Origin of the sequence: Nocardioides sp. CCNWLW216 (assembly GCF_037120545.1) — a bacterium.
In the GTDB taxonomy this organism is placed as follows: Bacteria; Actinomycetota; Actinomycetes; order Propionibacteriales; family Nocardioidaceae; genus Nocardioides; species Nocardioides lianchengensis.
Genome location: NZ_JBBBBJ010000001.1, coordinates 602,685 through 626,327, shown reverse-complemented (window position 1 = coordinate 626,327; position 23,643 = coordinate 602,685). Strand labels below are relative to the sequence as shown.

Annotated in this window: 23 protein-coding genes; 7 read left to right on the top strand and 16 right to left on the bottom strand. The window is 72.3% G+C overall.

The window, feature by feature from the left end:
* Positions 1 to 7 precede the first annotated feature (7 nt).
* Genes V7S47_RS02885 through V7S47_RS02875 form a run of 3 tightly spaced genes read right to left on the bottom strand, consistent with a single transcriptional unit; the run spans position 8 to position 2,341 of the window.
* Positions 8 to 1,003: an adenylate/guanylate cyclase domain-containing protein gene (locus V7S47_RS02885; RefSeq protein WP_336560166.1), complete on the bottom strand. Its 996-nt coding sequence runs from the start codon at positions 1,001 to 1,003 to the stop codon at positions 8 to 10.
* Entirely contained in the window at positions 990 to 1,496 is a 507-nt protein-coding gene (locus tag V7S47_RS02880) for a PH domain-containing protein (RefSeq protein ID WP_336560165.1), read from the bottom strand. The genes V7S47_RS02885 and V7S47_RS02880 overlap by 14 nt, the downstream gene beginning before the upstream one ends.
* Before the next feature lie 38 nt (positions 1,497 to 1,534).
* Entirely contained in the window at positions 1,535 to 2,341 is an 807-nt protein-coding gene (locus tag V7S47_RS02875) for a biotin--[acetyl-CoA-carboxylase] ligase (RefSeq protein ID WP_336560164.1), read from the bottom strand.
* A gap of 78 nt (positions 2,342 to 2,419) precedes the next feature.
* Here V7S47_RS02875 and V7S47_RS02870 point away from each other — a divergent pair, with 78 nt between their 5' ends.
* The 4 genes from V7S47_RS02870 to V7S47_RS02855 all read left to right on the top strand — a co-directional run bounded on the left by V7S47_RS02870 (position 2,420) and on the right by V7S47_RS02855 (position 6,595).
* Positions 2,420 to 4,039, top strand: coding sequence for an acyl-CoA carboxylase subunit beta (locus tag V7S47_RS02870; protein ID WP_090850219.1), 1,620 nt, complete (start codon positions 2,420 to 2,422; stop codon positions 4,037 to 4,039).
* Positions 4,039 to 4,254, top strand: a complete 216-nt coding sequence (locus tag V7S47_RS02865; RefSeq protein WP_090850217.1) for an acyl-CoA carboxylase subunit epsilon — start codon at positions 4,039 to 4,041, stop codon at positions 4,252 to 4,254. The genes V7S47_RS02870 and V7S47_RS02865 overlap by 1 nt, the downstream gene beginning before the upstream one ends.
* Before the next feature lie 86 nt (positions 4,255 to 4,340).
* Complete coding sequence (locus tag V7S47_RS02860; protein WP_336560163.1) at positions 4,341 to 5,825, top strand: glycosyltransferase family 2 protein; 1,485 nt, start codon at positions 4,341 to 4,343, stop codon at positions 5,823 to 5,825.
* Positions 5,826 to 5,872: 47 nt separating this feature from the next.
* Positions 5,873 to 6,595, top strand: coding sequence for a hypothetical protein (locus V7S47_RS02855; RefSeq protein WP_336560162.1), 723 nt, complete (start codon positions 5,873 to 5,875; stop codon positions 6,593 to 6,595).
* A 35-nt stretch (positions 6,596 to 6,630) separates the two neighbouring features.
* Here V7S47_RS02855 and V7S47_RS02850 read toward each other — a convergent pair whose 3' ends face one another.
* From V7S47_RS02850 to V7S47_RS02835, 4 genes are all read right to left on the bottom strand, one after another.
* Positions 6,631 to 7,662, bottom strand: coding sequence for a hypothetical protein (locus V7S47_RS02850; RefSeq protein WP_336560161.1), 1,032 nt, complete (start codon positions 7,660 to 7,662; stop codon positions 6,631 to 6,633).
* A 208-nt stretch (positions 7,663 to 7,870) separates the two neighbouring features.
* Positions 7,871 to 9,091: a winged helix-turn-helix transcriptional regulator gene (locus V7S47_RS02845; RefSeq protein WP_336560160.1), complete on the bottom strand. Its 1,221-nt coding sequence runs from the start codon at positions 9,089 to 9,091 to the stop codon at positions 7,871 to 7,873.
* Positions 9,092 to 9,140: 49 nt separating this feature from the next.
* On the bottom strand, positions 9,141 to 10,160 hold the full coding sequence (locus tag V7S47_RS02840) for a glycoside hydrolase family 6 protein (protein ID WP_336560159.1): 1,020 nt from the start codon (positions 10,158 to 10,160) through the stop codon (positions 9,141 to 9,143).
* Positions 10,161 to 10,194: 34 nt separating this feature from the next.
* The gene (locus V7S47_RS02835) at positions 10,195 to 11,619 is read right to left on the bottom strand and encodes an MFS transporter (RefSeq protein ID WP_336560158.1); all 1,425 of its coding nucleotides are present in this window, start codon (positions 11,617 to 11,619) and stop codon (positions 10,195 to 10,197) included.
* Between the two features lie 81 nt (positions 11,620 to 11,700).
* On the opposite strand from V7S47_RS02835, the gene V7S47_RS02830 reads away from it, so the two are divergent.
* On the top strand, positions 11,701 to 12,273 hold the full coding sequence (locus tag V7S47_RS02830; protein WP_336560157.1) for a TetR/AcrR family transcriptional regulator: 573 nt from the start codon (positions 11,701 to 11,703) through the stop codon (positions 12,271 to 12,273).
* Between the two features lie 29 nt (positions 12,274 to 12,302).
* A complete protein-coding gene (locus tag V7S47_RS02825) occupies positions 12,303 to 12,908 on the top strand; it encodes a Maf family protein (RefSeq protein WP_336560156.1) in 606 nt (201 codons plus the stop codon).
* Here V7S47_RS02825 and V7S47_RS02820 read toward each other — a convergent pair.
* Genes V7S47_RS02820 through V7S47_RS02800 form a run of 6 tightly spaced genes read right to left on the bottom strand, consistent with a single transcriptional unit; the run spans position 12,847 to position 18,096 of the window.
* Positions 12,847 to 13,440 carry a GtrA family protein gene (locus V7S47_RS02820; protein WP_336560155.1) on the bottom strand — a complete coding sequence of 198 codons (594 nt, stop codon included), beginning with the start codon at positions 13,438 to 13,440 and terminating at the stop codon, positions 12,847 to 12,849. The genes V7S47_RS02825 and V7S47_RS02820 overlap by 62 nt on opposite strands.
* Before the next feature lie 37 nt (positions 13,441 to 13,477).
* Complete coding sequence (locus V7S47_RS25675) at positions 13,478 to 13,579, bottom strand: MFS transporter small subunit (protein ID WP_425287096.1); 102 nt, start codon at positions 13,577 to 13,579, stop codon at positions 13,478 to 13,480.
* Positions 13,576 to 14,970 (bottom strand): OFA family MFS transporter, encoded by a 1,395-nt coding sequence (locus V7S47_RS02815; protein WP_336560154.1) that lies wholly within the window; start codon positions 14,968 to 14,970, stop codon positions 13,576 to 13,578. Before V7S47_RS02815 ends, V7S47_RS25675 begins: the two co-directional genes overlap by 4 nt.
* A 51-nt stretch (positions 14,971 to 15,021) precedes the next feature.
* A complete protein-coding gene (locus tag V7S47_RS02810) occupies positions 15,022 to 16,254 on the bottom strand; it encodes a glucose-1-phosphate adenylyltransferase family protein (protein WP_336560153.1) in 1,233 nt (410 codons plus the stop codon).
* 28 nt (positions 16,255 to 16,282) lie between these two features.
* On the bottom strand, positions 16,283 to 17,458 hold the full coding sequence (locus V7S47_RS02805) for an acyl-CoA dehydrogenase family protein (RefSeq protein WP_090850196.1): 1,176 nt from the start codon (positions 17,456 to 17,458) through the stop codon (positions 16,283 to 16,285).
* 32 nt (positions 17,459 to 17,490) lie between these two features.
* Positions 17,491 to 18,096: a TetR/AcrR family transcriptional regulator gene (locus tag V7S47_RS02800; protein ID WP_139175378.1), complete on the bottom strand. Its 606-nt coding sequence runs from the start codon at positions 18,094 to 18,096 to the stop codon at positions 17,491 to 17,493.
* A 58-nt stretch (positions 18,097 to 18,154) separates the two neighbouring features.
* Between V7S47_RS02800 and V7S47_RS02795 the strand changes: the two genes are divergently transcribed.
* Positions 18,155 to 19,333, top strand: a complete 1,179-nt coding sequence (locus V7S47_RS02795; RefSeq protein WP_336560152.1) for an oxygenase MpaB family protein — start codon at positions 18,155 to 18,157, stop codon at positions 19,331 to 19,333.
* A 61-nt stretch (positions 19,334 to 19,394) separates the two neighbouring features.
* Here the strand turns inward: V7S47_RS02795 and V7S47_RS02790 are convergent, their stop codons facing one another.
* From V7S47_RS02790 to V7S47_RS02780, 3 genes are read right to left on the bottom strand one after another with little or no spacing between them, the layout of a single operon-like run.
* On the bottom strand, positions 19,395 to 20,285 hold the full coding sequence (locus tag V7S47_RS02790; protein ID WP_336560151.1) for a GAF domain-containing protein: 891 nt from the start codon (positions 20,283 to 20,285) through the stop codon (positions 19,395 to 19,397).
* Positions 20,282 to 21,823, bottom strand: coding sequence for a chemotaxis protein CheW (locus V7S47_RS02785; RefSeq protein ID WP_336560150.1), 1,542 nt, complete (start codon positions 21,821 to 21,823; stop codon positions 20,282 to 20,284). Before V7S47_RS02785 ends, V7S47_RS02790 begins: the two co-directional genes overlap by 4 nt.
* 18 nt (positions 21,824 to 21,841) lie before the next feature.
* On the bottom strand, positions 21,842 to 23,572 hold the full coding sequence (locus V7S47_RS02780; RefSeq protein WP_139175377.1) for a methyl-accepting chemotaxis protein: 1,731 nt from the start codon (positions 23,570 to 23,572) through the stop codon (positions 21,842 to 21,844).
* Positions 23,573 to 23,643: the final 71 nt, after the last annotated feature.

Sequence of the window (23,643 nt, the reverse complement as noted above, 5' to 3'; positions counted from 1 at the left end):
AGGCCTCTCAGTGACGCCGTACGGCGAGCGGCTCCACCAGGCCGAACCCGCGGACCGGGCGGGCCGGCAGCCGACGGGTCTCGAACTCCTCGTCCGGCAGCAGCTCAGCGGTCCGCGCGTCGATGATGATCCGGTTGCGGCGGGCGACGGCGGTGAGCCGGGCGGCCATGTTGACCGGGGGGCCGAAGACGTCGCCGAGACGCATCACCACCGAGCCGGTCGCCAGCCCCAGCCGGACGTCGGGCATCCGCGGGTCGCGGCCGATGACGTTGATGATCCCCTCAGCGGTGTCGTAGGCCCGGATCGGGTCGTCGTTCACGAAGAGCACCGAGTCGCCGATGCTCTTGATCACCCGGCCGCGCTGGGCGGCGACGACGTCGGAGCACCGCGACTCGAAGAGCTCGACGAGGTCGCCGATCCGGTCCTCGCCGATCTGGTTCGACAGCGCGGTGAAGCTGACGATGTCGGCGAACCCGACGCTGAGCTGGGTGGTGTGCAGGTCCTCCTCGTTGGCGCCGAGCGCCTCGATCCGGGCGACGGAGGCGGCGAGGTGCCGGCGCCACACGTAGACCAGCAGCTTCTCGAACGGCGCCGAGAACTCCTCGAGCATCCGCATCGCCGAGGTGACCCGGCCGCTGTGGCCGCCGTCGTCGTCCTCGGTCGACATCTCCTCGACGCGGTGCAGCAGCGCGGTGGTCTCCCAGTCCGCGAGCCGGGCCATCGTCTGGCCGACCGCGCGGGTCAGGGTCACCGCGAGGTCGAAGTCGATCAGGCCGCTCTCGACCAGGCCGCTGACGATGCGGACGGCGTCGGTGTCGGCCTTGTTGAAGGCCGTCGCCGCACCGTGCTCCGGGAAGCCCAGCGCCCGCCACAGGCGGCGGGCCTGGTCGACGGTGATGCCGGTCTCGGCGGCCACCTCGGCGGCGTTGAAGACGGGCTCCTCGCCCAGGATCGCGCGCTCGAGGCCCTCGACACCGTCGGGGCCGGAGTCAGATTCCTTCATCGCGCGAGGAGGCCTCCGTGGCCTGGCCGTGGAGCAGCAGGTGCACCTTCCGCTTGGTCTCCTCGGCGTGCGGGATGTCCGGGAGGACCACCCGGCCGTGGGTGCTCGCGTCGCTGATGACCAGGGTGCCGCAGCCGAGCAGGCGGTCGATGACGTGCAGCTCGATCTCGATGTCGCTGACCCGCGAGAGCGGGATGTCGTGGCCGCGCCGGGTGAGGACGCCGGTGCGGGTGATCAGCCGCCGGTCGGTGAACGTGTAGTACGACGTCAGCCAGTCCAGGAACGGCCACACCGTGTAGCGCAGGATGCCGAGCCCGGCGACGATCCATCCGATGAGGGTCACGACCTCCTGGTCGATGAGCACCATGATCGCGACCCCGAGTGCCAGGAAGAGCACGAGCGCGAGGATCGGCAGCAGCAGGGCCTTGGGGTGCGTGCGCGTGCTGACGACGACGCTCTCGCCCTCGTTGAGCAGCTTCGGTGAGATGGGCACGGACGGATCATGTCACCAATGACCGGATGACACGACGCTCAAGCGACAGGTCGTACGTGGACGACGTCGCCCGCACCGACGGGCGTCTCCCCGTCGGGCCCGTCCACGACCAGCCGGCCGCCGGGATCGATCGAGGCGGCCCGGCCGACCAGGGCTTCGCCGCCCGGCAGCTCCACCCGCACGTCGCGCCCGAGCGTCACGCAGGCCGCGGAGTAGGACTCCAGCAGCCGCATCCCCCCGAGGTCGCCGCCGGCCTGCCAGGCGTCGTACGCCTCGCGGAACGTGCTGAGCAGGTCGACCAGCAGGTCGCTGCGGTCGGGGGTCTCCTCCCCCTCCAGGACCAGGGACGTGGCGGTCGGCACCGGCAGCTCGTCGGCGTCGAGGAGCACGTTGAGCCCCACCCCGACCACGGCCGCCGGCCCGTCCGGGGTCTCGACCCGCTCGACGAGGATGCCGGCGACCTTCTTCTCGCCGATCAGCACGTCGTTGGGCCACTTCACGCCGGCGTCGTACCCGCGGGCCTTGAGGGCCTTGTCGACGGCGTACCCGGTCAGGAGCGGCAGCCAGGGCCACGACCGGGTGGGCGCGGTCGGGCGCAGCAGCACCGAGAAGAGCAGGGCGGAGCGCGGCGGCGTCTCCCACACCCGGTCGAGGCGGCCGCGGGCCGCGGTCTGGTGCTCGGCCACGACGACCAGGCCCTCCGGCGCCCCGGCCCGGGCCCGGGCGACCACCTCGGCGTTGGTCGACGTCAGCTCGTCGACGACCTCCACGCTGACCCCCGGCACCCGGTCGGGGGCGAGGGCGCCGAGCAGCGCGCGGTCGAGGGACGGTCGGTCGCGTGACATGTGCCACGTCGGGTCAGGGCTCACGGGCACTACATTGACCCACGGCCCTGCACGGACGCCAGCGAGGAGACACCACCAGTGAGCGCACAGCCAGGCGAAGGCACCGACGTCCCGAAGGACCTCGACCTCCACACGACGGCCGGCAAGCTGGCCGACCTCGACCGCCGTCTCGACGAGGCGGTGCACGCCGGCTCCGCGGCCGCGGTCGAGAAGCAGCACGCCAAGGGCCGCCAGACCGCCCGCGAGCGGATCGAGATGCTCTTCGACGAGGGCTCCTTCGTCGAGCTCGACGAGCTGGCCCGGCACCGGTCGGTGGCGTTCGGCCTCGAGAAGAACCGCCCGTACGGCGACGGCGTGATCACCGGCTACGGCACGATCGACGGCCGCCAGGTGTGCGTCTTCTCCCAGGACTTCACCGTCTTCGGCGGCTCGCTGGGTGAGGTCTACGGCGAGAAGATCACCAAGGTCATGGACCTGGCCATCAAGACCGGCTGCCCGATCATCGGCATCAACGAGGGCGCCGGCGCCCGCATCCAGGAGGGCGTCGTCTCGCTCGGCCTGTACGGCGAGATCTTCCGCCGCAACGTGCACGCCTCGGGCGTCATCCCGCAGATCAGCCTGATCATGGGCAACTGCGCCGGCGGGCACGTCTACTCCCCCGCGGTCACCGACTTCACGATCATGGTCGACCAGACCTCGGCGATGTTCATCACCGGCCCCGACGTCATCAAGACCGTCACCGGCGAGGACGTCTCGATGGAGGACCTCGGCGGCGCGCGGACCCACAACACCAAGTCCGGCAACGCCCACTACATGGCCTCCGACGAGGCCGACGCGCTCGAGTACGTCAAGGCGCTGCTGTCCTACCTGCCGCAGAACAACCTCGACGAGCTGCCGTCGTACGACGAGGTCGCGGACACCGACTTCTCGGACCTGGACCGGACCCTCGACACCATCATCCCGGACAGCCCGAACCAGCCCTACGACATCCGCGACGTCATCACCGTGGTCGTCGACGACGAGGACTTCCTGGAGGTCCAGGAGCTGTTCGCGCCCAACCTCGTGGTCGGCTTCGGCCGGGTCGAGGGCCACCCGGTCGGCGTGGTGGCCAACCAGCCGATGCAGTTCGCCGGCACCCTCGACATCGACGCCTCCGAGAAGGCCGCCCGGTTCGTCCGCTTCTGCGACGCCTTCAACATCCCGGTGCTGACCTTCGTCGACGTCCCCGGCTTCCTGCCCGGCACCGACCAGGAGTGGAACGGCATCATCCGCCGCGGCGCCAAGCTGATCTACGCGTACGCCGAGGCCACCGTCCCGCTGGTCACGATCATCACCCGCAAGGCCTACGGCGGCGCGTACGACGTGATGGGCTCCAAGCACCTCGGCGCCGACATCAACCTGGCCTGGCCGACCGCGCAGATCGCGGTCATGGGCGCCCAGGGCGCGGCCAACATCGTGCACCGCAAGACCCTGAAGGCGGTCGCCGACGAGGGCGGCGACGTCGAGGCGAAGCGGGCCGAGCTGATCGACGAGTACGAGACCACGCTGGCCAACCCCTACATCGCGGCCGAGCGCGGCTACGTCGACGCGGTGATCACCCCCCACGAGACCCGGGTCGAGGTCGTCCGCGCGCTGCGGCTGCTGAAGACCAAGCGCGAGACCCTGCCCGCGAAGAAGCACGGGAACATCCCGCTCTGATGGGCCAGGACGAGAAGGCCCCGCTGCTCCGGGTCGTCAACGCCGACGCCACCCCCGAGGAGGTGGCCGCGATCGTCGCGGTCCTCTCGTCGCTCGGGGGCGCGGCGCCGGCGCCGCGCCGTCCGGTCCGCGCCTGGGCGAGCCCGGAGCGGCAGGTGCGTCGTACCCTCCCGCACGGGCGGGGCGGCTGGCGCTCCAGCGGGCTCCCGGGCTGACCGCCGGACTCATCCTCAAGGGCGTCTTGAGGAGAACTTCAGACAACGCCTGTCACTTCTTGATGGTCAGCCGTCAGGATTGACCCATGAACGCTCAGCACGGCGGGCCCGACGGGTACCAGGCCTCCGCCCCCTCGGATGTCGAGCAGCCCTACGTCCGCACCCAGGACCCGAACCTGGCGGCGTACGCCGACGAGTTCCTCGACGCCGTCGACGAGCTCCCGACGCTGCGGCCCACGGTCGGCTGCATCATCCCGGCGTACAACGAGGCCGAGACGATCGCCGGCGTGCTCGACTCGCTGCTGCAGCAGACCCGGCTCCCGGACGTCGTGCACCTGGTCATCAACAACACCAGCGACGACTCGGTCGAGATCGCGAGCCACTACGCCGGCCCGCACACCCGGATGACCCCGACGGGCGAGCAGAGCACCGTCATCTACGTCCACGACATCGGCAAGAACCCCGACAAGAAGGTCGGCGCGCTCAACTACGGCTACTCGCTGGTCGAGCACATGGACTTCCTGCTCGGCGTCGACGGCGACACCACGCCGGAGCCGGACGCGATCCAGCACCTGGTCGACGAGATCGCCAGCGACGACCGGATCGGCGGCATCTCGGCGGTCTACTCGATCGACGACAGCGCGGTGGACGGGATCGTCCCCAAGTTCCTCATCGCCGGCCAGCGCGCCCAGTTCTCCGCGTTCAACATGCAGAACCTCCTGAAGGGCCGCAACATGGCGGTCCTCGGCGGGCAGTTCTCCATCTTCTCCACCCAGGCGCTGCGCGACGTCATGCGCGACAGCCACCAGCGCACCCCGTGGGTCAGCGACTCCGAGGTCGAGGACTCCCTGCTCTCGCTGCAGATCAAGAGTGCCGGCTACCTCACCAAGATCTCCGCCCGGGCCCGCGCCCACGTCGGCGGCATGGACACCATGCGCTCGCTGGACGCCCAGCAGGTCAAGTGGAACTTCGGCGCGATCGACCTGATGTGGCCCGGCCAGCGCGGTGACACCAAGGGCCAGCCGTTCCACCCCAACCTGCGGCTGCGCTGGTTCGAGCACATGTCGATGGTGCAGAACATCATCACCCGCTTCGCGTTCGTGGTGCTGCTCGCCTGCTCGCTGTCGATCAGCGCGTTCGTGTTCTCGCCGTGGTGGGTGCTGCCGCCGCTGTGCGCGGTGTGGCTGAACTTCCGGGTCGCGCACTCGATGGAGTTCGCCAACCGGCGCGACTACCTGTTCGTGCTGCTGGTCTTCCCGGCGGAGCTCTACATGGTGATCCGGATGGGCCACTTCGCCCGTGCCTGGACCAAGTTCTTCAGCAACCAGCAGACCGACAACTGGGCCGCCCAGGCCAAGGCCGAGCGCGGCAAGGGCATCGCGTGGATGTACCCCTTCATCATCGCGACGTTCTTCTTCCTGGTGTTCATGGTCATCTGGTTCCAGCTGCCCATCGGCGCCAAGTCCGACGTCCTGGCCGCCTGCTGGCCAGTCCTCGGCGTCATCACCGTGCTGCAGACTGCCTGGATGATCATCAAGGCCAGCAAGCGCTACCGCGGCTACAAGGCCTGACCCTCCCCGCCCGCCCCCTCACCCCCCACTCGCACAGGAGACCCCCCATGCACCGCGCCCGCCGTACGCTGGTCGCCGTCGCTGCCGTCGCCCTCTCGGTCCTGCTCACGAGCTGCTCGGCCATCAGCGACCTCACCGGCGGCGGCGACGACCCCGTGCCCGCCGAGACGCCGTCCGCCTCGGCGACCGAGGCGATCTTCGACTCCCAGTTCACCCGCGACGGCACCTACCAGTCGCACGTGGACGTCAACGGCATCGACTTCGTCTTCAACATCTACCCGACGAAGGCCACGCCCCGCACGAACGAGTGGTACCCGCGCGGCAACAAGTTCTTCTCGTTCACCTTCAGCGCCTACGACCTCGACCGCGAGCTCCGCGACCCGTTCAAGACCAAGCGGAAGGTCTACCTCGACCAGGTCCGGGTGACCTCGCGGACCATCCTCAAGGACGGCTCCGAGGGCACCGAGCGTCCCTACGAGCTGAAGTCGGCGGCCAAGAAGATCACCTTCGACCCCGAGCCCGTCTCGACCAAGTACGGCATGCTCATCACCTCGCCCAAGGGCGCCTTCGAGCTGCGCAACCAGAAGATCCGCGAGATGTCGCTCGACACCCGCGGCGTCGAGCTCACCTTCCGCGCCACGGTCTTCTACGAGACGAGCGCCGGCTCGAAGGAGTTCACCAAGACCACCATCGAGCAGAAGGTGCCGATCGCCATCTTCGCCTCCGACAAGGAGACCGCGGTGGCGGACATCCCGGTCAACGCGGGCTGATCCGAGCGGGCGTCGTGCGCTGGCCCCGGGCGGCCTCAGGCCGCGGGACGGCGGCGTCGCTGGACGACGTACGGCGCCAGGTCGCTGATGTCGGTGCCGAAGCGCCGGTCGGTCTCGTCGGCCTCCCGCTGCAGCCGGGCGAGGACGTCCGGCTGTCCGAACGGCCACACGTCCGACCAGGTCAGCCTGCTCATCCCGGTCCCGAAGCCGCCGAGCCAGTCCTGCCGCTTCTTCTCCTCCCACACGACGTCCTCCGGGAGGAGGCCGTCGGACAGGCCGCGGTAGTACTTCAGCCTCCCGTCGAACTCGATGAGGTGCCGTCCCAGCCGGAGGTCGACGAACGCTGTCCGACCGTCCCGCGAGAGCCCGAACTGGGTCTGCGGTCGGCCGCGCCCGAGCTGCTCGGCCATCAGCCTCGACAACGTCTCACCTGACGACTCGGACCCCGGATCCGCAAGATCGACGGCCTGACGGACCGTGCTCACGTGCGGCCAGCACACCATCCGTTCGGGTGCGGCGGCCAGCTCGGCCGGAGTCACTCCGTCTCGCGGGGCCGCATCGGCCGCCACGACGCCCGGGACGAGTCCGTGCTCACGGGCGATGTCGGCCGCGGTCCGGGCGCGTCCCAGGACGCGAACGCCGTCCACCGTCGCCGGCTGGTCGCGGTCGTCGTACGGCGCGAGGTGGTGCTTGGCGCCCGCTCGGTGACGGCTGCGCTGGGGCATGCGGGTGCCGCTGGACGGGAGCGGCACCGTGAAGTGGGTGGTCGGCGCACTGTCGAGCAGCACGGCCATCCCCCACACCACGGCCGCGCTCTCGTGGCTGCGCACGTGCACGAGGGAGGTGGCCAGCGCGGCGGCGTCGTCGTACAGGCGCTGCCGGTCGGCGCGATGCGCCAGCGACTGCACGTGAGTCCGCTCGGCGTACACGCCCCGGCGCACCGCGACCCACTGGCCCCGACGGACCAGGTCGTCTACCTGCCGAGGCGTCATCAGGCACGCCAGCGCGAGCGAGCGCGTGACGAGGTGGGGAGCCGCCCGGAAGGCGGCCGCGATGCGCGGGTGCATGCCGCCACCCTCGGACGGCGCCGGCCGCCGGTGGAGCGGTCGGCCGCGCCCTGTGGACGAGCGATGCCTAGCGGCGGGTTGTGGAGACCTGGTGGCCCGCGCCGCTGCTGTAACGCGATGTTCGCCGCACTAGGTACGCGCTGCAGCGCGTACGGAGTGCGGCGAACATCGCGTTACAGCCGGGCGGACCCCGGGCGGACCCGCGCGATCAGTGCGTCTCGGCCATCCGGAAGCCGACGCCCTTGACGGTCTCGACGAAGCGGGCGGTGGCGCCGTCGTCGCCGAGCTTGCGGCGGATGTTGGCGACGTGGACCTCGACCGAGCGCTTGTCGGCCTCGTTGACGAAGTACGACGTGACGTACTGCTGGCCGCGCATGGTCAGCACCAGGTCGGCCTTGCTGCGCACGCGGCGACCGGTCTCCATCAGCGAGGCGAGCAGGTCGAACTCGGGGCGGGACAGGTCGACGGCGGCGCCGTTGACGGTCGCGATCCGGGTCTCCGGGTTGACCGCGAGGCCGTTGAAGCGCAGCCACCCTCCCCCGGATACGGCCGGCTGGGCGGGCGCCGGGGCCTGGTAGGCCGGCGCGGCCGGCTGGACCGGCTGGGTCGGCGGCGGCTGGTAGGCGGGCTGCGTCGGCGGCGGCTGGTAGGCGGGCTGGGCCGGCGGCGGCTCGTAGACGGGCTGCTGCGGCGGCGGCTGGTACGCCGGGGGCGGCGGTTCATAGACCGGCTGCTGCGGGGGCTGCTGGGCCGGCGGGTGCGGGGCCGGGGGCTGGGTGGCGGGCGGCGCCTCGTACGCCGGCTGCTGGGGCGCGGGCGGCTGGTAGGCCGGGGGCGGCGCAGCGGGGGCGGCCGGCGCGGCGGCCGGGGCCTCGGGCTCCGCGGCCCGACGCTTGCCGGCGCCGGAGTAGGTCCCGGCGGACCCGGAGGAGAGCTCGCGGGCGGCCGCGGCGGCCCAGGACTCCTCCTCGGGCTCCGGCTCGGGGGTGGGGGCCGGCGGCGGGGGCGGCGGGGCGGGCGCGTCGTTGGCGCCGTGCGGGACGTCCTCGCGCGAGCGCGGCCGGCGCAGCATGGAGTCGGCGCGGGCCCGGAGCTCGCGCGGGCGGAACGGCTTGACGAGGTAGTCGTCGGCCCCCGCCTCGAAGCCCTGGACGACGTCGATCTCGTCGCCGAGCGCGGTGATCATGATGAGGTAGGTGTTGCTGAACTCGCGCAGCCGCTTGGCGACCGCGAAGCCGTCCATGCCGGGCATGTTGACGTCGAGGGTGGTGATGAGCGGGTTGTTCGCCCGCACCGCCTCCACGCCCAGGTGCCCGTTCTCGGCAACGACCGTCTTGAACCCGGACTGCGTGAGCACGATGTCGATCAGGTCACGGACGTCCGGATCGTCCTCGATGATTACCGCGGTCCACTCGTTGCCCGCTTCCATGGCTGGAGCCTAACAACGCGGGTCACGTCGTGCGCCCGTGTGGTCAGCCTCACCAGCCCGATGCGGCCGCCAGCTCCTGCACCCGCTGCGCCCAGAACCCACCGGCGGCCGGACCGCCGTTGCACTCGCCGTCGCTCTCGCCGGGCGGCTTCACCCACAGGTAGGCGTCCAGCCGGGTGCTGTCGTCGACGTACCCGGGCTGGTCGCCGAAGGCCCGGCCGGACGGGTTGCACCACTCGTCGGAGGCTCCGTTGCCGTTGCGGCCCCGGTCGATGACGTAGTGGACGTCACCGCCCAGCAGCTCGACGAGCTCGTCGGCGAACGCGCGCTCGTCGGCGTCGGTCTGGAAGTTGGAGACGTTGGTCGCGAACCCGCGGACGGTGTCGACGCCGACCTCCTTCAGCAGCGGCGCCAGGTCCCCGGCGCGGATCCACGAGGAGTGGCCGCCGTCGACGTACGTCGTGACGCCGGCCTCGCGGAGGCTGTCGACCGCCGCCGCGATCAGGTCGACCCGCTCGGACCGGTTGTCGCAGTCGATCGCCGAGGCGAGCGCGTCGGGCTCCAGGACGACGACCGCCGCGTCTCCCCCACCCGCGGCCCTCGCGATCTCGTCGACCCACGGGCCGTAGTCCTCGTTGCTCAGGCCACCGGCCGAGAAGCCACCGGTGCAGTCGCGGTCGGGGATGCCGTAGACGACGAAGACCGGCAGGTCGCCCTCGTCGTCGGCCTTCTTCACGATCTCGGCCACGTGGTCGCCGACCTGGCCGCGCGGGAAGTCTTCCGGGGTCAGCCAGATGCCCTGCGGGACCTTCGCGAGCCGTTCGTAGATGGCGGCGTTCCCGTCGCCGTCGGCGGCCGCCTGGCGGGCGGCCTCGTCGGTGCTGCTGCCGGCCTCGACGTACTGCGGCCGGTCCAGGAACGGGTTGTCGAGCTGCGGGTCCGATGCGAAGGGTCCCCAGTGCTGGGAGCGGGCGGCGGTCACCAGGGCGACCCCGGCGACGAGCACGAGCACCACTGCCCCGGCGAGGAGTCGGGGCAGTCGGGAGGGTCGGCGGTCGGTCCGGTCCACCCCTCCATCATGCCGGGGTGGACCAGACCGCCCGTCAGGCCCGCGTCCGCCCGGGGGCGAACAGGGCGGCCACCAGCGCGACCGCGACCGCTCCCGCACCGGTGAGCAGGGCCGGACCGACGGCGCCGTCGTACCCCGTCGGGGAGATCTCGCCGCCGTACCCGAGGAAGACCGCGGTGAGCAGCGCGACGCCGAGCGCGACGCCGAACTCGCGGATCGTGGAGTTGGCCGAGCTGGCGATCGCGAAGTCGCCGTCGGGCAGGCCCTCGAGGACCGCGGTGGCGCTCGGCGCGAAGGTCAGGCCCATGCCGATCCCGGCCATGGCGAGCGGGACGACGAAGTCGGCGTACGGCTGGCCGTTCTCGGTCAGCCAGGCGAACCAGACCAGCGAGGCCGTCTGCAGCGCCAGGCCGGTCACGAGCAGCGAGCGTAGGCCGGTCCGGGCCGAGATCGCGCCGGCGATGGGGGCGACGACCATCGGCGCCGCGGTCCACGGCAGGGTCCGCAGGCCGGCCTCGAGCGGGCTGTAGCCCTCGACGACCTGGAGGTACTGGGAGAGCAGGAAGACCGCGCCGAACATGCCGATCGTGAAGGTCAGGCCGATGGCGTTGGCCACCGAGAACCCACGGCTCTCGAACAGCCGCAGCGGCAGCACGGCGTGCGCACGCCCGCGGGCCCAGACGAGGTACGACGGGACGAGCAGCGCCGCGACGACCAGCGGGCCGAGCACGGCCGGGTCGGACCAGCCGTCCTCGTTGCCGTGGACGATCCCCCAGATGCCGAGCAGGACCGCGCCGCCGAGCAGCAGCGTGCCGACCGGGTCGAGGCGCTGCCAGGCGCCGCGCGACTCCGGGACCGCCATCAGCAGCAGGGGCACGGCGACCACCGCGACCGGCACGTTCAGCCAGAAGATGGCCTGCCAGCTGACGCCCTCGACCACCGCTCCCCCGACGACCGGGCCGAGCGCGACACCGAGGCCGGACACGCCGCCCCAGATGCCGATCGCGACGGCGCGCATCGCGGGCGGCACCGCCGAGGCGAGCAGGGTCAGCGACAGCGGCATGATCGCCGCGGCGCCGAGGCCCTGGACCGCGCGGGCGGCGATCAGCGCCTCGCTGCTGGTGCTGAGCGCGCTGGCCACCGAGGCGAGCGTGAAGACGGCGATGCCGGCGAGCATCACCCGGCGCCGGCCGAGCCGGTCGCCGAGGGTCGCGGCCGGGAGCATGAACGTCGCGAAGGTGAGCGTGTAGGCGTTCAGGAACCACGACAGCTGGCTCACGCTCGCGTCCAGGTCGGCGCGGACGACGGGCAGCGCGGTCGTCATCACCAGGTTGTCGAGGGTGGCCATGAACATCGGCAGCGAGGCCGCGACGACGGCGACCCAGACGGGGACCCGGCGGCGGGCGGGGGCGACCGGCCGGTCGGCCCCACGGTCGGGGGCGGTGACGGTGGTGGTCATCGGTGGGCTCCTCACCCTTGGAAGGCATTGAATGATTACATACGACGCGACGCTAAGTAATCGAGTGATAATCTGTCAACCATGAACACCCGGATGAGCGCCGACGACCGCCGCGAGCTCGTCCTGCAGGCGGCCACCCGGGCGTTCGCGCAGGGCGGGTACGCCGGCACCAGCACCGACAAGGTGGCCCGCGAGGCGGGCGTCTCGCAGCCGTACGTCGTCCGCATCTTCGGCACCAAGCTGGAGCTGTTCCTGGAGGTCTTCGAGCGCTCGACGCTCCGCATCCGCGACGCCTTCGCCGAGGTCGTCGACGACCCCACCTTCGACCCGACCGCCGAGGACGCCCGCGAGCGGCTCGGCCTCGCCTACACCGCCCTGCTCGCCGACCGGGACCTGCTCCAGGTGATGATGCACGGCTTCTCCAGTGGCGGGCACGAGGAGATCGCCCGCTCCGCCCGCGCCTGCATGGCCCGGATCTTCGAGACGGTCCGTCGGACCGGCTGGAGCGACGACGACGTCCGCGACTTCGTCGCCCACGGCATGCTCATCAACGTCATGATCGCGATGCGCGCCCCCGAGCACGTCGACGAGGACCCGCAGATCGCCGCCCTCGCGGCCTGCGCCTTCGGCGACGCCCTCGAGTTCCTGACGTGAGGGGCCAGCACCCGCCGTACCCTCGGCCCGTGACCACGCTCGTGCTGGCCTCGGCCTCCCCCGCCCGTCTCGCCACGCTCCGCTCGGCCGGGGTCGAGCCGGTGGTGATCGTCTCCGGGGTGGACGAGTCGCAGCTGGTGGGACTGGCGCCGGGCGAGCTCGCGCTCGGGCTGGCCCGGCTCAAGTGCGGGGCGGTCGTGGGGCGCGACGACGTCCCGGCCGGGGCGCTGGTGCTGGGCTGCGACTCGGTGCTGGAGCTGGACGGCGAGGCGCTGGGGAAGCCGGCGGACGCCGCCGAGGCGACCCGGCGGTGGCGGGCGATGCGGGGGCGCAGCGGGGTGCTGCGCACCGGTCACTGCCTGACCGACACCGCGACCGGCCGGACCGCCGCGGCGACCGCGTCGACCACCGTCCACTTCGCCGACGTCACCGACGCCGAGATCGAGGCGTACGTCGCCACCGGCGAGCCGTTGTGGGTGGCCGGGGCGTTCACGATCGACGGCCTCGCCGGGGCGTTCGTCACGGGGATCGAGGGCGACCACCACAACGTGGTCGGGGTCAGCCTGCCGCTGCTCAGGGAGCTGACGGCGGAGCTGGGACACCCCTGGACGAGTCTGTGGTCGTCGGCTCGCTGACCGGCCCGCCGGGCAGCACCCGACCCTCGCCGTCGACCGGCGGCTCGTGGCCGTCCGGCAGCGCGTCCGGCAGGTAGAGGTCGTTGAGGTTGATCGGCCGGCGGAAGACGAAGGTCCGGAAGAGGTAGAACCGCGCGGCCAGACCGAGCACCAGGCCGATCACGTTGGCCGCGATGTTGTCGGAGACCGGGTCGTCGAGACCGAGCACGTCGCGGCTGATCGTCAGGCAGGCGATCGGGAGCAGCATCGTGACCACGTTGATGAGCACGAAGGCGGTCAGGCCGCCGTCGGCGTGCGTCGACGGCCGGTCGCGGAACGCGTAGGTGCGGCTGCCGTGGTAGCTGACGACCATGCCCACGCTGTTGGCCAGGACGTACGCCGGGATGGGCTGGTCGCCCAGCAGCGCGGGGACGCCCGGGAAGAGCCCGTGGACCAGCACGTTGAACAGGAACAGCGCCACCAGCGTGGCCAGTCCGCCGACGGCGAGGAACCGGCCCGCTTCGGCGAGGAGGCGCTGCCACCGGCTGGACACGGGCAAATGCTAACCGTCGCGCTCCTGAGAGCCGTGATCAGCCGGTGAACAGCGTGGCGGCCTTCCGCAGGGTCTCGACCACGCCGTACACGAGCGGGACCCCCACCAGGGCCCAGGCGACGACGATGCGGGCGGTCATGACGTGCTCCTCTCGAGGTCCCGATCGGCCGACGGTTCGTGGAACCGCTCGCTCACCGGTCGGACCAGCAGGTTGGCGACCGAGCCCACCGCGAGCAGCCCGACCATGACGAACAGGGCCGGCCGGTAGGCGTCGGCGGTGAGCTCCCCGGGCGTGCCCTGGGTGTCGAGGATCTGGTTGACGATGAGCGGTCCGGCCACCCCCGCCGCCGACCAGGCGGTCAGCAGCCGACCGTGGATGGCGCCCACCTGGAGGGTGCCGAACAGGTCCCGGAGGTACGCCGGGACGGTGGCGAACCCGCCGCCGTAGAAGGACAGGATGATCGCCGCGAACAGCACGAACAGCACCGTCGAGCTCGCCCCGAGGGTCGCCAGCAGGACGTAGGCGACCAGCCCGGCGCCGAGGTAGAGGACGTAGATCGGCTTGCGGCCGACCACGTCGGAGGTCGAGGACCACACGAACCGGCCGGCCATGTTGGCGATCGACAGCAGCCCCACGAAGCCGCCGGCGGCGGCGGCGCTCACGCTCGACGTCCCGTCCTCGCGGAAGAAGTCCTGGATCATCGGGGCGGCCTGCTCCAGGATGCCGATGCCGGCGGTGACGTTGCAGAACAGCACGACCCACAGCAGCCAGAACTGGGGCGTGCGGATCGCGTTGTTCGCGGTCACGCTGGCCGTGGTCACCAGGTCCTTCTGTGCGACCTGCGAGGGCTCCCAGCCGTCCGGCTTCCAGTCGTCGGCCGGCACCCGCACGGTGAACGCGCCGAACATCATGAAGACCAGGTAGACCGCGCCCAGGGTCAGGAAGAGCAGCATCACCGCGTGGCCGTCGGCGACCGAGGTCGGGTCGGTCGAGTCGTAGGCGTCGTCGTAGAGCGAGAGCAGCCGGCCGCTCAGCGGACTGGCGATCAGGGCACCGCCGCCGAAGCCCATGATCGCCATGCCGGTCGCGAGGCCGGGCCGGTCGGGGAACCACTTGATCAGCGTCGAGACCGGCGAGATGTAGCCGATGCCGAGTCCGATGCCGCCGATCACGCCGTACCCGAGGTAGACCAGCCAGAGCTGCTCGGAGGCGATGCCGAGGGCCGCGACCAGGAAGCCGGTCACCCAGAAGCACGCGGAGACGAACATCGCCGCGCGCGGCCCGTTGCGGTCCACCCAGGTGCCGGCGACCGCCGCCGAGAGACCGAGCATCACGACGGCGATCGAGAAGACGACGCCGACCGCGGTCAGGGTGCTGTCGAAGTGCTTCACCAGGGCGGTCTTGTAGACGCTGGTGGCGTACACCTGGCCGATGCACAGGTGGACGGCGAGCGCGGCGGGCGGGATCAGCCACCGGCTGTAGCCGGGACCGGCGACGGTCCGCTCACGGGCGAGGAAGGACGGGACCACAGGGACACCTCCGAGTCGGGTCTTCGCCCCGTTAACCCGACGTGACCCCACTCACACGGTGCTGCCCGGCTCGAGCCGACTCCCGGCCGCCAGGCGTACGCCGGCGCCGACCGTCGAGTCGCGTCCCAGGATCGTCACCGCGTCCGGGTCGTCCAGCGCGGGTACGGCGGGGTCGCCGACGACCGCGTCCACCTCGATCACGCAGCCGGTGTCGACGATCGCCCACGCCACCGTCGCGCCCGCCCCCACGACCGTGTCGGCGGCGACCACGGAGTCCAGCACGGTCGCCCCCTCCTCCACGACCACGCCGGGGCCGAGCACGCTGCGTCGTACCGTCCCGCCGACGGTGGCGCCGGGGCAGACCATCGCGTCGTCGACGACCGCGCCGCCGAGGACCCGGGCCGGGCTGCGCTGGGGCTGCCGGGTCAGGATCGGCCAGCCCGGCACGCCCAGCACGCCGTGGTCGTCGAGCAGCAGCTCACGGTGTGCCCGCAGGTAGAGGTGCGGCTGGCCGACGTCGCGCCAGTAGCCGTCGTACCGGTGCGCGACCACGCGGCCGCGCTCGAGCAGCCGCGGCAGCAGGTGGTCGCCGAAGTCGCCGAGCCCGGTGTCGCCCGCGGGGCTGTCCGCCGACAGCTCGACGTGCAGCGCGTCGAGCACCTCGACCAGCACCCGCGGGTCGTAGGCCATCACCTCGGCGGCGACCAGGTCGCCGTCCGGGTCGTCGGGCTTGTAGGCGAAGCCGGTCACCCGGCCGTCGTCGTCCACCTGGACGACGGCGTGGTCGGCGGGATCGTCGCCCTCCGGCGCCCGGGTGGTCACGACCGTGCACTCGGCGCCGGCGGCGAGGTGTGTGGCCACTACGTCGTTGTAGTCGAGGCGGTAGACGTGGTCGGCGCTCATCACGAGCAGGACGTCGGGCGCCGCGGCCGCGATCTGGTCGCGGATCCGGTACAGCTCGTCGGCGTTGCCCTGCGCGAACCCGTCCTCGTCGAGGCTCCCCGAGCCCTGCTGCGGCATCAGCAGCCGCAGCCCGCCGTGGTTGCGGTCGAGGTCCCAGGGCCGGCCGTTGGCGACCTGCTCCTCGAGCGTCGAGCCCTGGAACTGCAGGGAGAGCCAGACGTCGGTGACGCCGCTGTGGGCGAGGTTGGAGAGCGGGACGTCGACCAGCTGGAAGACGCCGGCGAGCGGCAGGGCCGGCTTGGCCCGCTCCCGGGTCAGCACGTCCATCCGGCCGCCGGCCCCTCCGGCCTGGATCAGGGCGAGCACACGGTCACGGGGCATGGCTCTCAGTGCCCGCAGCGGCCCGTGCTCACTCGACGGGCAGGCCGAGTCCGCGCGCGATCAGCATCCGCTGCACCTCGGAGGTGCCCTCCCCGATCTCCAGGACCTTGGCGTCGCGGTAGAAGCGGGCGACGGCGTACTCCTCCATGAAGCCGTAGCCGCCGAAGACCTGGGTGGCGATCCGGGTGCCGCTCACCGCCGCCTCGGTGGCGTGCAGCTTCGCGATCGCGGCCGCCTGCTTGAACTGCTTCACGGGCGCCCCCGCGTCCTTCATGGCGGCCGCCTTGTAGGTGAGCAGCCGGCTCGTCTCGAGCATCACCTGCAGGTCGGCGACCTGGAAGGCCACGCCCTGCTTGCGACCGATCGGGCCGCCGAAGGTCTGCCGCTCGCCGGCGTACTGCAGGGTCAGGTCGAGGCAGGCCTGGAGGCAGCCGACGGCCAGCGCGGCGATCGCGACCCGCCCGTCGTCGAGGGTGGCCAGGAACTGGGCGTAGCCCCGCCCCCGCTCCCCGAGCAGGTTGGCCTCCGGCACGCGCACGCCCTCGAAGGACAGCGGGTGGGTGTCGGAGGCGTGCCAGCCGAGCTTGTCGTACGGCGGGCCCGCGGTGAAGCCGGGCGTCCCTGCCGGCACGATGATCGCGCTGATCTCGGCGCGGCCGTCCTCGCGCTCGCCGGTGCGGGCCGTGACGGTCACGAGCGAGGTGATGTCGGAGCCCGAGTTGGTGATGAACTGCTTGGCCCCGTCGACGACCCACTCCCCGTCGGCGAGCACCGCCTTCGTGCGGGTCGCGCCGGCGTCGGACCCCGCACCCGGCTCGGTGAGCCCGAAGCCCGCGAGCCGCTCGCCCGCGACGAGGTCGGGCAGCCAGGTCGCCCGCTGCTCCTCGGTGCCGTACTCCAGCAGCGGGGTGATGCCGAGCCCGACCGCCGCCTCGAGGGTGATGCCCATCGACTGGTCGACCCGGCCGATCTCCTCGATCGCCACGCACAGGCTGGTGAAGTCACCGTCCTCGCCGGCGCCGCCGTACTCCTCGGGGGCGGTGAGCCCGAAGAGCCCGAGCTTGCCCATCTGGCGCACGACGTCGACCGGGAAGTGGTGGTCGCGGTCCCACTGGGCGGCGTACGGCGCGATCTCGGCCTCGGCGAAGTCGCGCACGCTGCGGCGGAACTCCTCGTGCTCGCGGGACAGCTCGAAGGTCGTCATCCCGGCATGCTAGCCCGCGAGGTTAGCGTTTGTTAACCAACGGTCAGTCCGAGCGTGAGGAGCTCGGCCGTCAGGTCGACCAGCCGGTCCTCGGAGACGCCGGCCGGCGGGTCGAGCGCGATCCGCAGGCAGGTGGTGAGCGCGATGCCCATCGCCAGGTGGATGCGGGCCTCCGCCTCGACCCGGTCGAGGTCGGGCGCGTGGCTCGCGACGAACATCCGGGTGAAGTGCGCCAGCTGTCGCTCGACCTCCGGCAGCACGTTGCCGTGCGCGCCCAGCGGCACCTCGTGGAGCAGGGCACGGGTGACGGCCCGGTGCCGCTGCAGGGCGGCCACCAGGACGGCCAGCACGTGCCGGATCGCGTCGCGGGTCGGCATCGTGACCGCGTCGGCCATGCCCTGCGAGAGGTCGGCCATCACGTCGTCGGCGCTGCGGCGGCGCAGCTCCTCGACCAGGTCGTCCTTGTCGTGGAAGTAGCGGTAGAGCGAGCCCACGCTGACGCCGGCCGCCGCGGCGACCCGGTTGGTGCTGAGCCCGGCGTACCCGCGCTCCTCGAGGACCCGGGCGGCGGCCGCGAGGACCCGCTCGACCATCTCGTGCGACCGCGCCTGCGACGGGGTACGACGGGCGCCCCTCACCGGGACGCCCCGAAACGCGAGTAGAACCTGAGCATTTGCTCACCTTATCGTCGGCCGCATGACCCAGCCCCCCGCCCGGTTCGGCTCCGCCAAGCCCTGGTCGGAGCGCGCGGCCCGACCGCTCCGCCTGACCGCCGGCCCCGGCGCCGCGCCGACCCCCGCCGAGGTCGTGGCCCTGCAGGCCGGGCTGCTGCGCTGCGACGAACCGGCCGCGGCCGTCGTACGGGCGGTGCGCGAGGAGCGCAGCCTGACCATGCGCGAGGTGCACGCGGCGCTCGCCACCGGCCGCGCCGACTCCCCCGGGTCGCTGCGCGACCTGCTCGAGCTGGCCGGTCGCCGGCCCGCCTGGGTGGACGACGACCTCCTGGCGCGCGGGGCGCGCGCCTGCCGCACCTACGGCGCGGACGCCGGCCTGGTGCTCGCCTACGGATCGCTGCTCGGCGGCTACCGCACCTCGGCGGCCGTGGAGCCGCTGGTGCGGACCGGCCGGCTGACCGGCGACGAGGCGCTGCGGCGGATCGGCGAGACCACCACCTGGTGGCGGGCGGTGACCGCACCCGGCGGGCTGGAGCCCGGCGCCGAGGGCCACCGGCTGGCCCTGCACGTCCGGGTGATGCACGCATTCGTGAACCAGCACCTCGCGCAGGACCCGACCTGGGACACCGCCTGGCACGGCGTCCCGATCAACCAGTACGACCAGGCGTCGACGCTCGGCGTCTTCTCCACCAGCTTCCTGCTGCACCTGCGGCTGCTCGGCGTCCGGGTCTCGCGCACCGACGCCGCGGCGGTGATGCATCTGTGGTCGTACGTCGGGTGGTTGATGGGCGTCGACGAGGAGTGGCTCCCGCGGACCGAGCGGCAGGGCCGCCGACTGCTCTACCACTTCCTGTCCCACGACCCGGGGCCGAACGCGAGCAGCCGCGCCCTCGCCCACGCCCTCGTGCACATGGCCGACCAGGCGCCGGTGCCGCGGGCCCGGCGGGTCTGGGAGCGCGAGCGGGCCCTGTCCGCCGGCACCTGGCTGCTGGGCCCGGCCGCGATGCGCGACCTCGGCCTCCCCCGGCGCCCGCCCTGGTACGGCGTGGGCCGGGTCGCGGCCAACCTGTTCTGGAGTCAGCTGGTCGGGCGGCTGCCCGGCGGCCGCGACGTGGTCGCCGCGCGCGGGGAGCGGGCCTTCCGGCGCCAGACCGAGCGCTGGTACGCCGGCGACTCCCCCGCGGTGCCGGCGGCGGGGTAGCGGCTCGGACGGGCCCGACTACCGAGTCACCGGGTTTCGAGACGGTTGCTGCGCAACCTCCTCAACCACCGATCGCGGACGCGCGGTCTTCCTTATCGGCCCGTCGCCGCTCCAGCTCGGCCACCACGTTCGCGGCCTCCTCGACGAGCACGGCGACGTCCTCGTCGGTGAAGTTGCGCGGGCGGACGTCGAGCACGCAGCAGGCGCCGAGCACCTCGCCGGCCGAGGTGATCAGCGGGGCGCCGGCGTACGCCCGCACGCCGTCGTGGAGGACGGTCGGGTTGATCCGGTGCATGACGTCCGCGCCGAGGTCGTTGACGACGTAGGGCTCGCGGGTGCGCACGGGGACCGAGCAGAACGACCACTCGATCGGCGCGCCGCCGGCGTCGTCCATCCAGGTGCCGGAGCTGCCGCTGCTGCCGACGACGCACTGCGCGTCGTCGAGGACGATCGTGATCCCACCCATGACGCTGCCGAGGCGCCGCGCGACGCGACTGGCCGCCTGGTCGAGGTGCGGGCGCACCTCGGGGGCGAACGGGTCGAGGGAGACCAGCTCCTGGATCCGCGCCTCCAGCGACACCCGCCCGCGGAGCAGGGTGTTCATGGCGACCCGGGCCCAGTCGAAGCGCGGGGCGGGGGCGTCGGCGCCGCGGAGCCCGAGCTCGCGGTAGACCGAGACCCGGACCCCCATCGCACGCCCGATCAGGCCGACGCGCCCCTCCTCCAGGGAGAGCAGGGCGATGACCCGGTCCAGCTGGAGCGGGGAGAGCGACTCGACGGCGGACACGCCCGCCTCGGCGCAGACCCGGGCCCACAGCCGCTCGGTGTCGATGGTGGTGTCGGCGCGCAGGGCGGCACGTACGTCGTCGGAGGTCGGCGCCTCGTAGGCGTGGCTGCGCAGCTTTCTCGGCGCAGTCGCGCTCGACTCCGAGCAGTCGAGGGGGGAAGTCATGCCGCGACCATCGGCTCCCGCTCGGAACCGCTGAGCAGTTCGGGCGATCCTGACGAGGTTTCCCTCAACATCTCATCCTCCTGGGTGGATCCCCGGACCGACCGGGCGATGGCCGGGAGGTCGAGATCGGGGACCAGCTTGTCGGAGCCGGCCACCTGCACCAGCGGGGCGTCGTGGGCCGCGCGGGCGACGTCGACCAGCAGGGGACGCTCGGTCGAGGCCGGGTCGGTCCAGGTCAGCGGCTCGATGCCACCGAGGGCATCGACGGCGAACGCGAGCGGCTCGTCGTCGACCTCGACGAGGAGCAGGCACGACGACGCGGCTCGGGACAGCGGCGGGTGGCCGAGCAGGGTGGACAGGCAGACCACCGGGACGACGCGGCCACGGTGCACGGTCAGGCCCAGCACCTGGTCGGCCGCCGTCGGGGTCAGCGCCTGCGGGAACGGCAGGATCTCGCTCACCTGCGTCAGCGGCGAGGCGAGGGAGATCCCCGCGGTGAAGGTGACGTACGACGGCCCGCGCCCCGATGCGACCTCGCCCGCGACCGCGGGCCCCGTCCCGACCGCACCCGCCGCGGGGTTCACGTCGGTGTTCACGGCGGCGAGGGACAGCAGCTGCGGGTCGGAGCGGAGCGCGGCACCGTCGAGGACCAGGCAGGCCGCCTCGTCGAGCTCGACCATGCCGAGCAGCAGCTCGGGCCGCAGCGCGCCGTACCCCGGGACGGGCAGGATGCCCGCACCGGTGCCGCGGAGCTCGACGAGCTCGGAGACGGCCAGCACGACCAGCCCGCGGCCGACCTCGAGGACGACGCCGGCCCCCAGGTCCTCCTCGGGCAGGGGCGGGAGCCCGAGCAGGGTGAGCGGGTCGACGACCGCGACCTCGCGGCCGGAGTAGACGGTCTGGCCGACGCAGGCGCCGCCGGTCAGCAGCGACGGGTCGACCTCGGCCAGCGGGATCGTGGTGTGGATGTCGCCCACCTCGAGGGCCAGCACCTGCGGGCCGCAGCGGACCAGGGTGATGCTGCGAGTGCCGGCCGGACCCGTGGCCGCCGCGGTGTCGACGACCGGCTCGCCCGCGGCCTGCTCGGCCACGGTCGGGACGCCGGGAAGGCTGAGCAGCACCTCGGCATCGAGGATGCTGATCGGGGTGGCGCCGTCCTCGTGCTGGAAGGCGTGGGTCACCAGGAGCCGGCCGTCCGCGGCGCTCAGGGGCAGGCGGTCCTCGTGCGGGACCCGGGTCACCCCGCGCACCTCGTCGGCGACCAGGCCGACCACGCGCCCGCCGTACGCGACGACCACGACCACCTGGTCGGGCAGCACGTCGTCGGGACGCTCGAGGAGCGGTCGGAGGTCGACCACCGGCAGCACCAGGGAGCGCAGCCCCATCGCCCCGACCAGGCCGGGCGCGACGACCGGCAGGTCGGTCAGGGTCGCCGGCCGCGGCACGACCTCGCGCAGCGCCGAGAGCGGCAGCGCGACGTCGATCCCGCCGAGCCGGAGCAGCCCGTAGACGTCCGCGTCGGAGGCCGGATCAGGCACCGAGTCAGGCACCGTCGGTCACCGGATGACCGGCGCGGCGTTCGCCGTGGCCGACGAGAGCTGGTCGATGAGGCTATTGACGTGCTCCGAGGCCTCCTGCTGGACCCGGGTCGAGGCGGAGATGGTGCGGATCGCCTCGTTGGTGCGCGACACGCTGGTGACGATCCGCTCGAAGGCGGCCTCGGCCCGCTTGGAGACCTCGGAGCCCTGGTTGACGCGGTCCGCCGACTCGTCGATGAGCCGGCCGATCTGCTGGGCGGCCTCGAAGGAGCGCTCGGCGAGCTTGCGGACCTCGCCGGCGACGATCGAGAACCCGACGCCGTGCTCGCCGGCACGGGCGGCCTCGATGGAGGCGTTGAACGCGAGCAGGTTGGTCTGGCTGGCGATCTCGCCGATCACCTTCACGATGTCGCTGATCGACGTCGACGACTTCTGGATGAGCGAGATGGCCTCGATGGACGCGCGCAGCGCCTCGACGCCCTGCTCGGCGTTGCCGTGCGTCTCGGCCGCCAGCTCGGTCGCGGTGCGCGACTCGGAGGCGATCTCGACGATCGAGGTCGCGAGGTCGCGGACCGAGGAGGTCATCTCCTGGGTGCCGCTGTCGATGCGGTGCTCCCGCTCGACCTCCGCGGTCACGTCGTAGGCGTACTTGATGACCTTGACCGGCTTGCCGGACAGGTCCAGCACCGGGTTGTAGGTGGCCTGGATGTAGACGTCGCGGTCGTACTTGCCCTTGCGGTGGAACCGGCCGGCGATGACCTCGCCCTTGCCGAGCCGCAGCCAGAAGTCGCGGTACTCGGTGGAGCGGGTGTACTCGGCGTCGCAGAAGGTGCTGTGGTGCTGGCCGACGATCTCGCGCAGCGAGTAGCCGATGGTGCGCAGGAAGTTCTCGTTGGCGTCGAGGACCAGGCCGTCGAGGTCGAACTCGATGACGGCCTGGGCCCGGTCGACCGCGTTGACGCGGGCCCGGATCTCGGCGTTGGCGAGCTTGGAGGCGGTCACGTCGGTGGCGAACTTGACCACCTTCATGGGGGCGCCCTTGGCGTCCAGGATCGGGTTGTACGTCGCCTGCAGCCACACCTCGCGGCCGCCCTTGCCGAGGCGCCGGTACTCGCCGGCCTCGAACTGGCCGGCGCCGAGCCGCTCCCAGAACTCGGCGTACTCCTGGCTGGCGGCGAGCTCGGCGTCGACGAACATCCGGTGGTGCTTGCCCTGGATGTCGGGCAGCGCGTAGCCGACGACGTCGAGGAAGTTGCGGTTGGCGTTGAGGATCGTGCCCTCGAGGTCGAACTCGATGACGGCCTGGGCGCGCTCGATGGCGTCGACCTTGCCGAGGAAGTCGGCGTTCTGGCGCTTGGCCTCGGTGATGTCCTGGGCGAACTTCACGACCTTCGTGGTCACCCCGTCCTCGTCGAGGATCGGGTTGTACGTCGCCTGCAGCCACACCTCGCGGCCACCCTTGGCGACCCGCAGGAACTCACCCGCCTCGAAGTGCCCGGCCCGGAGGCGGTCCCAGAAGTCGGCGTACTCGCTGCTCTCGGCGTAGTCGCCGGGGCAGAGCAGGCGGTGGTGCTGGCCCTGGATCTCGCGCAGCGTGTAGCCCACGATGTCGAGGAAGTTCTGGTTGGCGGTGATCACGGTGCCGTCGATGGCCAGCTCGATCACGGCGAGCGAGCGGTCGAGGGCGGTGACCAGCCCGGACTCCTCGGAGAACGGGCGGTCGGCGTCGGACGAAGCGGAAGCGGGCATCAGGGTGGTACTCCTCAGGGGTCTCCGGAAACGCGGGGAGGGATCGCGCGCACGCCGGAGCGGGCACATTC